Origin of the sequence: Marinobacter sp. GH_1 (assembly GCF_048595985.1) — a bacterium.
Taxonomy (GTDB): domain Bacteria; phylum Pseudomonadota; class Gammaproteobacteria; order Pseudomonadales; family Oleiphilaceae; genus Marinobacter; species Marinobacter shengliensis.
Window position 1 is genome coordinate 937,720 of the sequence record NZ_CP184460.1, and the last position, 12,736, is coordinate 950,455.

Consider the following 12,736-nt stretch of genomic DNA (forward strand, 5'->3'; position numbering starts at 1 on the left):
ACCTACCCATGGCTTTTAATTCAGTGATTCGCAGCTTTGTTTTTGTCTTGTCCCTGGCCACCCTGCTGGTGGGACAGGCGGTTGCCCAGTCGGCTTTGATTCCGTCTCCGCCCCAGATCGCAGGCAGTTCCTGGGTGCTGAAGGACCCTCTCAGTGGTCGTATCATCATGGAGCATAACAGCCAGGAACGAGTGCCGCCTGCCAGCCTGACCAAGATGATGACGGCCTATATCGTTGAGCGCGAGCTGGATGAAGGCCGAATTGCCATGACGGACATGGTGCCGATCAGCGTTAAGGCCTGGCGAACCGGCGGCTCCCGGACCTTTGTTCGGGAGGGTACACAGGTATCCGTGGAAGACCTTCTTAAGGGCGTGATTATTCAATCCGGCAACGACGCCTCCGTCGCGTTGGCGGAGTTTGTGGCCGGTAGTGAAGATGCCTTCGTGGATATCATGAACCAGCAGGCGCGCCAGCTGGGTATGAACAATACCAATTTTGAGAATGCCACCGGGTTGCCACATCCTAATCAGTATTCCACCGCTTATGACCTGGCCCTGCTGGCCAAGGCCATTATTGAGGACTACCCGGAGAACTACCCGTTGTATGCGGTGAAAAGCTTTACCTACAACAACATCCGTCAACCGAACCGGAACAGTCTGTTGTGGCGGGATGAAAGTGTGGATGGCCTGAAAACCGGCCATACTGAAGAAGCCGGTTACTGCCTGGTGGCCTCTGCCAAGCGGGACAACACGCGGCTAATTGCTGCCGTGATGGGAACCAGCAGTGCCGAGGTGCGGGCCCGCGAAGTTCAGAAGATGCTGAACTATGGCTTCCGTTACTATGAGACGGAGCGCCTGTTCCGGGCCGGTCAGGAGCTGGTGGATGCCAAGGTCTGGGGTGGCAAGAGCGATCAGATTTCTGTAGGCCTGGCGGAGGATGTGTTTGTAACGATTCCCCGTGGTGCCCGGGATAAGCTTGAATCAACCGTAGACCTTGATTCTGTCATCAAGGCACCCATCAAGGTGGGGGATGAGCTGGGCCGGATCCAGGTTATGCTCGACGGTGAGGTGTTGGTGGATGAGCCTGCACTGGCACTGACTGATGTGCAGCAGGGTGGCGTTTTCAAACGGCTTTGGGATGCTATCAAACTGTTTTTCGTACAACTGTTCAATTAAGGTGGTCGGTGATAGCCAGCCGGGCATCGGGGAGTATCTGGCATGAGTGAGCCTAAAGCGCCGAAGATCGAGTTTCCCTGTGACTACGTCATCAAGGTGATCGGCAATTCCGCTCCGGATTTCACCGAGTTTGTCGTGGAAGTTGTGGAGCAGCACGCTCCTGGTATCAGCGAAACCGATATTTCGGTGACGGACAGTAGCAAAGGTCGATTTTCCTCTGTGCAGCTCAAGATTGTGGCCACTGGAGAAGCGCAGCTCAAGGCCCTGTTCGAAGATCTGAAAGCGAGCGGTCGCGTGCACATGGTGCTCTGACGCCATGGCTGATCTGATTGTCCGTTCATTGGGCCAGCAGCCCTACATGGAAGCCTGGGAGGCGATGAAAACCTTCACCGCCAACCGGGACGAAACCACCGTGGATGAGCTGTGGTGCCTTGAGCACCCGCGGGTGTTTACCCAAGGCCAGGCGGGCAAGGCAGAGCATATTCTGTTGCCGGGCGATATCCCGGTGATTCAGGTGGACCGGGGCGGGCAGGTGACCTATCACGGCCCCGGCCAGCTTGTTATCTACCTACTGATCGATCTGCCCCGTTGCAAACTGGGTGTTCGGGAGCTGGTGGATCATATCGAGCAGGCTATTGTTCGCACGCTTGCGCAATCGGGCATCGAGGCGGCGCCAAGGCAGGATGCGCCGGGTGTCTATGTCAACGGCGCCAAGATTGCCTCGTTGGGGTTGCGGGTACGCCGGGGTTGCTCGTTCCATGGTCTGGCGCTCAACGTCAATATGGATATGGAACCGTTCAGCCGCATTAATCCCTGCGGCTACGCCGGTATGTCCATGTGCCAGGTCAGTGATTTCGAACCGGAAGCCAGCGTGTACAGCCTGGAGCATAGGCTTGTTCACGAGCTGGTCAGCGGTCTCGACCGCCAGCAGGTGGAGCTACGACAGGGCTGGCAATGATGCTCAGGCGGCGACGCTGGCCTGGCAGGTACGGTTGCGGCCCTCGGACTTGGCCTGGTAAAGCGCTTCGTCTGATCGCTGCAGCAGGCGGTCAATCGACTCCGATCCCTGGATCGTTGCCACGCCAATGCTTATCGTGGCCCGAATAACCTTGCCATCCACAGTAATGGTCTGGCTGGATACTGCCTGCCGTATCCGCTCAGCGGAGGCGTAGGCATCCGCTAACGATGTTTCCGGAAGCAGAATCAGAAACTCCTCGCCGCCCCAACGGGCAATGGTGTCCACCTTTCGGCACTGGCTGGCCAGCGTTCTTGCGACCAGAACAATCATCTCGTCACCGGCCTGGTGGCCGTGAGTGTCGTTCACACTCTTGAACAGGTCGATGTCCATCAGCAGGACGGAAAAGCCGCGGCCGCTACGCAGGTAACGTTGATATTCGTTATCCAGTTGTTCCAGGCCTTCGCGTCGATTGGCCAGCCCGGTCAGCGCATCGTGTTTCGCAGCGTATTCAAACTCCTTGGCCAGCTTGATCAACCCGAGTTTGCTGCGCCGGCGGCTCTGGTCAAGGATGTAACAGGTCACCATGACGAACGCCAGGACGATGATCATGACAAGGCGGAAGGTGGCGTTGTAGGGGGATGCAAACAGCGCATCGCCAATCGGGCTGAACAACACCAGGACGGCCAGCCAACCACCCAGGCAGGCGTAAATACCGACCCGGGCCTCACTGATATAGAAAATAATCGGTGGGTAGGCAAACAGCCAGATAATCGCTGAGCCATCCTCCACCGCTTGCGTTGCCAGATAGGTAAACAGCGCGGTGATCAGGGTAATAAAGACCCGGCGATGAAAGGTCTTGTGGCCCACGAACAGAAAAACCAGGCTGTTGATCGCCAACAATATAGCGAAGCCAATCAGGAAGGGGGCAGTAACCGAATCCCCCTGCTGCATTGAGCGCCAGGAAAAAAACAACAGTAACGGCACAGCAGCGGCCGTAAGCCCGTTGATAAGGGCCGGTACCGGGATCTCACCCTTCACCCGGAACTGGGAAAGTTCAGAATCTGGTGTTCTGGTTGTTGAAGGCTTCATGTCTTGGCTTTTATTGTAATTGACGAAAGTCACATTGTTCCTGTTAACCAATTCTAGAACGCATTGTGACTTGAGATTGTGTTAAATCGTAACCATCGACCTGAACATATTTACGGTGAACAATATTTGTCCACATTGGCTGCGGAAACGGAGCTTTTGCGGCGTAGAGGTTAGGTTGTCACCGCTTGCGATCCGTATAATGCAGTAACGGCGCCGGGGAAAACTGTTCCGGGCGCGGTCGAAACGCCAAAATTTTCTGAACATACAGGTTATCCATGTCTTCCAGACGCCCCGGAAAATCCGTGTCCCGCATCAAAACCGGCAGCTTCGAGCGCAGGCTTTCCCTGACCAAGGCCGGGCTTTTCGCTGGTACCCGTATGGCATCACACATGGCCACCAACTGGTTCAGCAACAAGGACACTCGGGAGCAGCGCCATCGTGCGATGTTGTCGAGCCAGGCGCGTTTCCTGGTGGATGAGTTAGGCCGGCTGAAAGGCAGTGTGGTCAAGATTGGCCAGGTGATGGCGCTCTATGGCGAGCATTTTTTGCCAGAAGAGGTGACCGAAGCCCTGCACACCCTGGAAGACCAGACCACGTCGCTGGAATGGCCGGCGATCGAGCGGGTGCTGAAGGCTGAGATTGGTGCCGAAAAGCTCGCAGAGCTGGATGTCGATCCGGAACCAATCGGTGCTGCCTCCCTTGGCCAGGTGCACCGTGCAGTGCGACGCAGTGACGGCCTGGAGTTGGTGCTCAAGGTGCAATACCCCGGCGTTGCTGATGCCGTGGACAGTGACCTGAATGCCGTGGCGCAGTTATTGAAGGTGGCCCGGCTGGTGAGCTTCGGCCCGGAATTCAATGACTGGCTGGAAGAAGTCCGGCAGATGATGCACCGGGAAGTGGACTACCGCCTGGAGGCCAGGACCACCGAGAAATTCCGCAACATGCTGGGCTCCGACCCAAGGTTTGTTGTGCCCAGGGTATTACAGGAGTATTCGACCGACCATATCATCGCTTCTACCTACGAGCACGGCCATTCCGTTGGCTCCCCGGCGGTACGGGATTTGCCGCTGGAGCGCCGCAGTGCCCTGGGCGAGGCGGCGCTGGAGTTGTTCTTCCGGGAGCTGTTTGACTGGGGCGAAATCCAGACAGACCCGAACTTCGGGAACTACCGCATCCGGATTGCCGGCGAGGAGGGTGGTGACGAAGACTATGACCGCATCGTGCTTCTGGACTTTGGTGCCGTTCAAAGTTATTCACCGGCCTTTCTTGATCCGGTTATCCAGATGATTCGCGCGTCCTACGAGCAGGATCTGGAGCAGGTGATTGAGGGTGGCGTTACCCTCCGGTTCATGAGCCGGGATTGGCCAGAAGAAGTCCTGGAGAAGTTTGGTTCGGTGTGTATGTCGGTGCTGGAGCCCCTGGCCCGGGACCGCAGCCAGTGGCCGGACTATGCCGTGAACGCCAGGGGCCAGTACCGCTGGAAGCAGAGTGACTTGCCTTCGCGGGTAGCCAAACACGCAGCGCGCTCAGCCATCAGTCGGTATTTCCGGGTGCCCCCGAAGGAATTCGTGTTCCTCAACCGAAAGTTGATCGGGGTGTATACCTTCATCGCGGTGATGCACGCAGAGTTCAACGGCGAAGACCTGTTGCGCAAATACCTTTATGGTGATGGCGCCGATGAGGCAAATCCGGTGGCCTCCAGCACTACCCAGATCACGAAGGCATAGCGCAGGCCCTTTCCGATACCCACCAGGATCACAAAGTTGAGCCAGGGCACCCGCATGATGCCGCCTACCAGGGTCAGCGGGTCTCCAACAATCGGCAGCCAGCCCAGCAACAATGACCATTGCCCATAGCGATTGAACCGGTTGCGGGCCTTGTGCAGCTGCAATTCGCTGACCGGAAACCATCGTTTATGCTTAAAGCGATCCACCTGCCGGCCGATAAGACCATTAACGACTGACCCCAGCGTATTGCCCAGTGTGGCCCAGAACCACAGCCAGAATAGCGGCAGGCCCTGACTGGCCAGAGTGCCCAGCAGCAGCTCGGAATAGGCTGGCAGCAATGTGGCGGCGGCGAATGCGGTGAAAAAGAGGGTCAGGTACGCCAAGGGCGCCTCCATGCTCTAGTATTGTCAGTAAAGGTTCATTAACAAAGGTTTCGCGGTTTATGAAACACCTGTCGCTTCGCTTCAAGCTCTATGGTCTGGTTATCTCACTGCTGCTGGTAATGGGCATCAGTATTGTGGTGACTGCCCAGTTATCACTTGGTTCGATGGAAGAGCGATTGTCCCGGGAAACCCGCGATACCGTGCAGAATATTGTCATGGACCAGCTGAGCGCAACGGCCGGGCAGTACGGTGAGTTGGTGACCGGCCTGTTCGAAACCGCCTACCAGACGCCGGAAGTGGTGCGCAGCCTGATCACCCGCAACATTGAAACGGACAGTTCCGGCCGCATCAGCCGCCGGGATCTTCAGGAAACCATCGGAACCATTCTGTCCGAACAGCAGCATTTAAGTTCCATCTACGCCCAGTTTGAACCTGACGCATACGATGGCATGGACATCTATTTCACCGACGGTGTAGAGGAACACAGCAGTGATGAAGGTACCCTGGAGATCTACTATTACCGTGATCCTCAGGGCAATGTGTTGTTCAGCCGCACCGAAGACCCGTCCACCAAGTACCTCGACAACCGGAACGAATTCGGCATTCGTGAAGCAGAGTGGTATCTGTGTTCCAGGGATTCCCTCAAACCCTGCCTGATGGAGCCGTACGAGTACGAAATCGAGGAGGGATATTCTGAGCTGATGACCAGCCTGGTAGTGCCGATTCAGAACAACGGTGAGTTTGCCGGTGTGTCCGGTGTGGATATTAACCTGTCCACACTGCAAGCCACGATTGCTGGTGTCAGCCAGGCGTTGTTTGATGGTGAGTCCCGGGTGTCACTGTTAAGCGAGGGTGGGCTGATTGCCGCATCCAGCCATTACCAGTCCCACCTTGGCCGGCCATTACAGGAAGCCGTACCAGACCTGGCTGACGAATTTGTCCGCCTGCACCAGCGTGGCGGCCGGTTTGATGATGGGCAGACCCTGGCGGTGGCCTATCCGGTGGAAGTGCAGTTACCCGGCGCCGAATGGTCGTTGTTGATTGAATTGCCGCGCTCAGTGGCCCTGGCCAGTGTTGAGGAAATCACCGGTCTGTTGTCTTCCGAAGTGGCTGATACGGCGGCGCGGCAGACCATGGTGGGTGTGGTGGTGGTACTGATTGCCATTGCTGTGTTGATTCTGCTGGTGCGTTCAGTCACCCGGCCATTGGATGAAATTCGAGACCGGATGCGCAACCTGGCCAGCGCTGAAGGGGACCTTACCCGTGAACTTGATATAGACACCCACGCCGAGCTGATTGACCTGGCCGGTGGCTTCAACGCTTTCCTGGCTCGCCTGCGGGAAATGATCAATGACCTGAAAGAGGTCAATGCCCAGGTGCGAGGTCAGGCTGCAGACGTGGGCGCCATCGCCCGTGATACTGACGACCAGACGTCGCGACAGCATCAGGACATCGACAGCGTCGTCACCGCCATGAACGAGATGTCTGCCGCCGCCGGCGAAGTAGCAGGCTTTGCCGGTGAGGCTGCTGATAATGCCCGGGCCGCCCGGGATGGCATCCGGTTTACCCAGGATACCCTGGGCGCGGCGCTCAAGGGCGTCGATGCGCTGGCGGGAGATATGGAACAGGCCAGCTCCGCCATCGGCCACGTGGCACAGCGCAGCGAGGAGATTAACCGAATCCTGGAAGTGATTCGCGGCATTGCCGAACAGACCAACCTGCTGGCGCTGAATGCGGCCATTGAAGCGGCCAGGGCCGGCGAGCAGGGCCGGGGCTTTGCGGTGGTGGCCGACGAAGTGCGAACCCTGGCGTCGAAAACCCGGGAATCCACCGACGAAATCAGCGATATGATCGAACGCCTCAAAGGCGATGTGGACGGCGCGGTAACCGTCATCCAGGGTGGTGTTGAGCGAGCAACCACTGCGGTAGAGGGCACTCGCGAAGCGGACCACTCACTGGCCACGGTGGTGGAGCGGATTGGTACCATTGTCGAGCATGTCACCCAGGTGGCCACGGCCGCCGAAGAACAGAGTTCGGTGAGCGAAGAGATCAACCGCAACCTGACCCAGATTGGCGATGCGGCCAACGATCTGCGGGAGCTCGCACAGCGGGTCCGCCAGAGCGGTGACGCGCTGGACGGCCAGGTGCAAGTGCTTGACCGGGAACTGGGCCGGCTGAAAACCTGATGACTTAACGCAGAGGGTTAGTATCGCCCCTTACTATCACAGCCATGAGAAGCATCAATTTTCAATTGTTGCTTCTCATGTCATCATTCAAACCAAGTATTGAACCATTCGTTTCACCCTGGGGCTCACCCGGATTCAGGAGGTTGTTATGGAGCAGGTCACTATTTATGGCCGTACAAGCTGTGGTTTTTGTGTTCGAGCGAGGGACCTGTGTGAATCCAGAAACATCCCGTACATCTGGATCGATATGATCGAGCGGGGAATGAGCAAGCAGGATATTGCCGACCAGATCGGCCGCCCTGTGTATACCGTGCCCCAGATTCTCGTCGGTTCCGAATACGTTGGCGGTTTCGATGATTTTTATGGCTACGTTCGCGACCATGAGGCCGCAACAGCACGCTGATTGCCATCCGTTTTCAGGTACAAAAAAAGCCCGGCTACCGTGAGGTGACCGGGCTTTTTCATGACGACCAGATCAGAGCTTGAACTCAGTCCTCAGCTTCTTCTCGACCAGCTGGTTTTTCAAGTGCGCAACCTTGGGCAGACCATTCTCGAATGGCGGGAAGCTCTCGCCCTCGATCAACGGCTGCAGGTAGTCCCGGCAATCCTGGGTAATGCCAAAGCCGTCATCGGTAATGTAGTGGATCGGCATTTTCTTTTCCTGGTTGGCCACTTCGCTCAGGTTGGCCTCACCAATGCTCCAGCGGTAGGGTTTCGCCTGCTCGCGAACGATGGTGGGCATCAGCGCCTGTTTGCCCGCTATTGCCATTTCCACTGCGGCCTTGCCTACGGTATATGCCTGCTCTACATCAGTGGCCGAGGCAATGTGCCGGGCGGCCCGCTGCAGGTAGTCAGCAACGGCCCAGTGGTACTTGTGTCCCAGGGCCTGTTTGACCATGTTGGCCAGTGCCGGAGCAACACCGCCCAGTTGGGTATGGCCAAAGGCATCCTTGGCACCGGCGTCGGCCACAAAGCGGCCGTCTTCGTACTGGGCACCCTCAGAGGCGACTACCACGCAGTAGCCGTAATCTTTCACGCACTGGTCGACCCGCTCCAGGAACTTCTCCCGGTTGAACGGAATTTCCGGGAACAGAATGATGTGCGGCGGCTGGCCTTCACCCTGGCCGGCCAAGCCACCAGACGCTGCAATCCAGCCCGCGTGCCGGCCCATTACTTCCAGGATGAACACCTTGGTGGAAGTTTCGCACATGGATTTGATGTCCAGGCTGGCTTCCAGGGTAGAGGTGGCAATGTACTTGGCTACCGAGCCAAAGCCCGGGCAGCAGTCGGTGAACGGCAGATCGTTATCCACTGTCTTGGGCACACCAATGCAGGTGATCGGATAACCCATTTTTTCACCAATCTGTGAGACCTTGTACGCCGTATCCTGAGAGTCGCCGCCACCGTTGTAAAAGAAGTAGCCGATGTCGTGGGCGCGGAAGACTTCGATCAGCCGCTCGTACTCGCGCTGGTTCTCGGAGATGTTTTTCAGTTTGTAGCGGCAGGAGCCAAAGGCGCCGCCCGGGGTGTGAAGCAGCGCGGCAATGGCGTCGTCTGATTCCAGGCTGGTGTCGATCAGCTCTTCTTTCAGGGCGCCGATAATGCCGTTACGACCGGCAAACACCTTGCCTATTTTATCCGTGTGCTTGCGTGCGGTCTGGATAACGCCACAGGCGCTGGCATTGATAACGGCGGTAACCCCGCCAGACTGGGCATAAAATGCGTTCTTGATAGCCATCTCGGGCTAAGGCCTCCTGCTGGTTCAACGATGGCGCAGATGATACGCCAAACACGGCGGTTTTTCATGAGCACATACCGGCTCTTGACCCCGCAGAAAGTATGGTAGAGGCTTGGCAGGTTTCAAACCGGAGGCAACACGTTAATGCACATACACATTCTGGGCATCTGCGGCACCTTTATGGGTAGCCTGGCGGTTATCGCCAGAGAGCTTGGCCATACCGTGACCGGCTCCGATCAGGGTGTTTACCCGCCCATGAGTACCCAGCTTGAGGCTCAGGGCATCGAGTTGATGCAAGGCTATCGGGTCGAGAATCTCGAGCCCAGACCAGATTTGGTGCTGATCGGCAATGCCATGTCCCGGGGCAATCCGGAAGTGGAAGCGGTGCTCAATCGCGGCATTGACTACATGTCTGGCCCCGAGTGGCTGGCCCGGGAAGTGCTCCGCCATCGTTGGGTGATGGCGGTTGCCGGCACCCATGGCAAAACCACCACCACCGCTATGCTGTTGTGGATTCTGGACCAGGCCGGGTTTGATGCCGGCTACCTGGTGGGTGGCGTGCCCCAGGATTTCCCGGTTTCGGCGCGCCTCGGTACCAGTGACTTTTTCGTGATTGAGGCGGATGAATATGACAGTGCGTTTTTCGACAAGCGTTCCAAGTTCATCCATTACCGCCCGAACACCCTGATTCTGAACAATCTGGAATACGACCACGCCGATATTTTCGACAGCGTGGAAGCCATCGAGCGCCAGTTCCACCACCTGGTGCGTACCGTGCCTTCCCAGGGGCTGATCATTCGCCCGGCGGTTGACAAGCACCTGGACAATGCCCTCGACATGGGCTGCTGGAGCCCGGTGCAGGATACCGCCATCGGCAGCGAGATCAGCCGCACCGCAGACTGGCGCGCTGAACTGCTGGCGGAGGATGGCAGCCGGTTCATGGTGATTCACCACGAGCAACCGGTGGCCACCCTGAAGTGGAATCTCACCGGCATGCACAATGTGCGCAACGCGCTCTCGGCCATCGCCGCTGCCCGCCATGTGGGTGTCACCCCGGACCATGCAGTGGCAGCCCTGTGCCGGTTCTCCGGCGTGAAACGACGCATGGAACTGGTGGGCGAAGTAGGCGGTGTGCGTGTGTATGACGATTTCGCTCATCATCCCACGGCCATCGCCCTGACGCTGGAAGGCTTGCGTAACCGGGTGGGGGATGAGCCGATATTGGCAATCATCGAACCCCGGTCCAACACCATGAAACAGGGCGTGCATCAGCAAACCCTGATTCCCAGTGCCGCTGCTGCTGACCGGGTACTCTGGGGTAACCTCAGCGAGATGACCTGGCTGCCAGAACTGGTCGAGGGCTGGCGGGCTGAACACGGTGAGCTGGATCACCATGCCGTGGAAGATTCGGTCGAGGCACTGATTGCCCGGGCCCTGGAACAGCTGCCTGAAACCTGCCACATTGTGGTTATGAGCAATGGCGGCTTTGGTGGTATTCATCGCAAACTGGTTGCCGAACTGGAGAAACGTCGTGGCTGATAACTCGCCGGTCATCAATCTGGCCTTTACCGGTGCCTCTGGTGCCCAGTACGGGCTGCGACTGCTGCAATGCCTGGCAGCCAATGGCTGCCGGGTGAATGTGATGGTGAGCAAGGCTGCCCAGGTGGTAATCGCCACCGAGGCAGAGTTCCGGCTGCCGGGTTCCAAGCCGGCCATGGTTGAGGCGTTCACGGACTATGCCAAGGCAAAGCCGGGGCAGGTGCAGGTGTTTGGCCGGGAAGAGTGGTTCTCGCCACCAGCTTCCGGCTCCGGAGAAAAGGCCCCGTTGGTGATCTGCCCCTGCAGCACAGGCACCCTGTCGGCGCTGGCGACCGGCGCCAGCAACAACCTGATCGAGCGGGCCGGCGATGTGGCGCTGAAAGAACGCCGCAAGCTGATCCTGGTGTTGCGGGAGACACCGTATTCCGAGGTTCACCTGGAGAATATGCTTAAACTGACCCGCATGGGGGCGGTAATCATGCCCGCGAGCCCGGGCTTCTACCATAACCCGCAATCCCTGGACGACCTGGTGGATTTCATGGTGGCGCGGATTCTGGATCACCTGGACCTGCCGCAAACTCTGGTACCCCGTTGGGGCGAGAGCGCGGACTAATGATCTGCGCCCGTCCGGGGCGATGGTTTTGGCCAAAGCGATTGATGGTTTTCACCATTGAGCGAAAACCCGCCCCGCCACAGACTTGCTGAACACAACGATAAACCAACCCGTTCACCGAGGTTCAGCATGATTCCACGTACTCTTTTCGACGCCGATCTTGAAGGCTTCCGGGACTCCGTCCGCAAATTCCTGGAGCAGGAAGCCGCGCCTTATCACGAGCAATGGGAAAAAGACGGCCAAGTCAGCCGCGAGCTCTGGCGGAAGGCGGGCGAGCTGGGCTTCCTGTGCCCGATGCTGCCGGAAGAGTATGGCGGTGTTGGCGCCGATTTCCGCTACTCGGCGGTGATTATGGAAGAAATCTCCCGGGCCGGTTTGTCTGGCATCGGCTGGGGGCTGCATTCCGATATCGTGGCGCCCTACATTCTGAACTACGGCTCAGAAGAGCAGAAGCAGAAATATCTGCCCAAAATGGCTTCCGGTGAAATGATCACCGCCATCGCCATGACCGAACCGGGCGCGGGTTCTGACCTTCAGGGCGTGAAAACCACTGCGATTCGCCAGGGCGACCACTACATTCTGAACGGCTCCAAAACCTTTATCACCAACGGCCAGTTGGCAGACCTGGTAATCGTTGTTGCCAAGACTGACCCCAAGGAAGGCGCCAAGGGCACCAGCCTTCTGCTGGTGGAAACCGCCTGGGAAGGCTTCGAGAAAGGCCAGAACCTGAACAAAGTAGGCATGAAGGCCCAGGATACCTCCGAGCTGTTCTTCCAGGATGTAAAAGTACCCGCAGACAACCTGCTGGGCGCCATGGAAGGGCAGGGCTTCTTCCAGCTGATGCAAGAACTGCCGGCGGAGCGCTTGCAGGTGGCGCTGACCGCTGTGGCGGCCGCCGAGGCCGCCTGGCAGTGGACCCTGGATTACGTGAAAGAGCGCAAAGCCTTCGGTAAGCCGGTTATCGCGTTCCAGAACACCCGCTTTAAGCTGGCAGAACTGAAAGCCGAAATCACCGCCGCCCGCGTGTTTACCGACCGCTGCCTGGAGCTGCACCTGACCAAGAAGCTGGACATTCCCACCGCCGCCATGCTCAAGCAGCACACCACCGACCTGCAGTGCAAGGTGATGGACGAATGCGTGCAGCTGCATGGCGGCTACGGTTACATGTGGGAATACCCGATCGCCCGGGCCTGGGCAGACTCGCGGGTTCAGCGCATCTATGCCGGCACCAACGAAATCATGAAGGAAATCGTGGCCCGGTCGTTCTGATCGGAGCCCTGTAAGTGCAAGCCCCGGCACATTCCGGGGCTTGCCTGTTACCAAACTTT

At 58.0% G+C, this 12,736-nt stretch carries 12 protein-coding genes; 9 read left to right on the forward strand and 3 right to left on the reverse strand.

Translation table 11 applies throughout. From position 1 onward, the window contains the following. Nucleotides 1-8: 8 nt before the first annotated feature. Genes ACNSOI_RS04350 through lipB form a run of 3 tightly spaced genes read left to right on the forward strand, consistent with a single transcriptional unit; the run spans nucleotide 9 to nucleotide 2,133 of the window. Nucleotides 9-1,175, forward strand: a complete 1,167-nt coding sequence (locus ACNSOI_RS04350) for a D-alanyl-D-alanine carboxypeptidase family protein (protein WP_106693408.1) — start codon at nucleotides 9-11, stop codon at nucleotides 1,173-1,175. 42 nt (nucleotides 1,176-1,217) lie between these two features. Next, the gene (locus ACNSOI_RS04355) at nucleotides 1,218-1,487 is read left to right on the forward strand and encodes a YbeD family protein (protein ID WP_058090966.1); all 270 of its coding nucleotides are present in this window, start codon (nucleotides 1,218-1,220) and stop codon (nucleotides 1,485-1,487) included. A 4-nt stretch (nucleotides 1,488-1,491) separates the two neighbouring features. Beyond that, on the forward strand, nucleotides 1,492-2,133 hold the full coding sequence (gene lipB / locus ACNSOI_RS04360; protein WP_058090965.1) for a lipoyl(octanoyl) transferase LipB: 642 nt from the start codon (nucleotides 1,492-1,494) through the stop codon (nucleotides 2,131-2,133). Between the two features lie 3 nt (nucleotides 2,134-2,136). Here the strand turns inward: lipB and ACNSOI_RS04365 are convergent, their stop codons facing one another. Continuing rightward, nucleotides 2,137-3,222, reverse strand: a complete 1,086-nt coding sequence (locus tag ACNSOI_RS04365; protein ID WP_106693644.1) for a GGDEF domain-containing protein — start codon at nucleotides 3,220-3,222, stop codon at nucleotides 2,137-2,139. A 275-nt stretch (nucleotides 3,223-3,497) separates the two neighbouring features. Between ACNSOI_RS04365 and ACNSOI_RS04370 the strand changes: the two genes are divergently transcribed. After that, entirely contained in the window at nucleotides 3,498-4,949 is a 1,452-nt protein-coding gene (locus tag ACNSOI_RS04370) for an ABC1 kinase family protein (protein ID WP_138435375.1), read from the forward strand. On the opposite strand, the gene ACNSOI_RS04375 is transcribed toward ACNSOI_RS04370, so the two are convergent. Next, entirely contained in the window at nucleotides 4,883-5,332 is a 450-nt protein-coding gene (locus ACNSOI_RS04375) for a YqaA family protein (RefSeq protein WP_058090963.1), read from the reverse strand. The genes ACNSOI_RS04370 and ACNSOI_RS04375 overlap by 67 nt on opposite strands. Before the next feature lie 59 nt (nucleotides 5,333-5,391). Here ACNSOI_RS04375 and ACNSOI_RS04380 point away from each other — a divergent pair, with 59 nt between their 5' ends. After that, complete coding sequence (locus ACNSOI_RS04380) at nucleotides 5,392-7,518, forward strand: methyl-accepting chemotaxis protein (RefSeq protein ID WP_420195201.1); 2,127 nt, start codon at nucleotides 5,392-5,394, stop codon at nucleotides 7,516-7,518. 148 nt (nucleotides 7,519-7,666) lie between these two features. Further along, nucleotides 7,667-7,921, forward strand: a complete 255-nt coding sequence (locus ACNSOI_RS04385; RefSeq protein ID WP_072678027.1) for a GrxA family glutaredoxin — start codon at nucleotides 7,667-7,669, stop codon at nucleotides 7,919-7,921. A 72-nt stretch (nucleotides 7,922-7,993) separates the two neighbouring features. On the opposite strand, the gene ACNSOI_RS04390 is transcribed toward ACNSOI_RS04385, so the two are convergent. Continuing rightward, entirely contained in the window at nucleotides 7,994-9,256 is a 1,263-nt protein-coding gene (locus ACNSOI_RS04390) for a 6-phosphofructokinase (RefSeq protein WP_061333038.1), read from the reverse strand. 144 nt (nucleotides 9,257-9,400) lie between these two features. Between ACNSOI_RS04390 and mpl the strand changes: the two genes are divergently transcribed. The 3 genes from mpl to ACNSOI_RS04405 all read left to right on the forward strand — a co-directional run bounded on the left by mpl (nucleotide 9,401) and on the right by ACNSOI_RS04405 (nucleotide 12,677). After that, nucleotides 9,401-10,795 (forward strand): UDP-N-acetylmuramate:L-alanyl-gamma-D-glutamyl-meso-diaminopimelate ligase, encoded by a 1,395-nt coding sequence (mpl, locus tag ACNSOI_RS04395; RefSeq protein WP_374815056.1) that lies wholly within the window; start codon nucleotides 9,401-9,403, stop codon nucleotides 10,793-10,795. After that, on the forward strand, nucleotides 10,788-11,408 hold the full coding sequence (locus ACNSOI_RS04400) for a flavin prenyltransferase UbiX (protein WP_420195202.1): 621 nt from the start codon (nucleotides 10,788-10,790) through the stop codon (nucleotides 11,406-11,408). Before mpl ends, ACNSOI_RS04400 begins: the two co-directional genes overlap by 8 nt. A 129-nt stretch (nucleotides 11,409-11,537) precedes the next feature. Further along, nucleotides 11,538-12,677, forward strand: coding sequence for an acyl-CoA dehydrogenase family protein (locus tag ACNSOI_RS04405; protein ID WP_230713999.1), 1,140 nt, complete (start codon nucleotides 11,538-11,540; stop codon nucleotides 12,675-12,677). The last annotated feature ends 59 nt before the right edge of the window (nucleotides 12,678-12,736 follow it).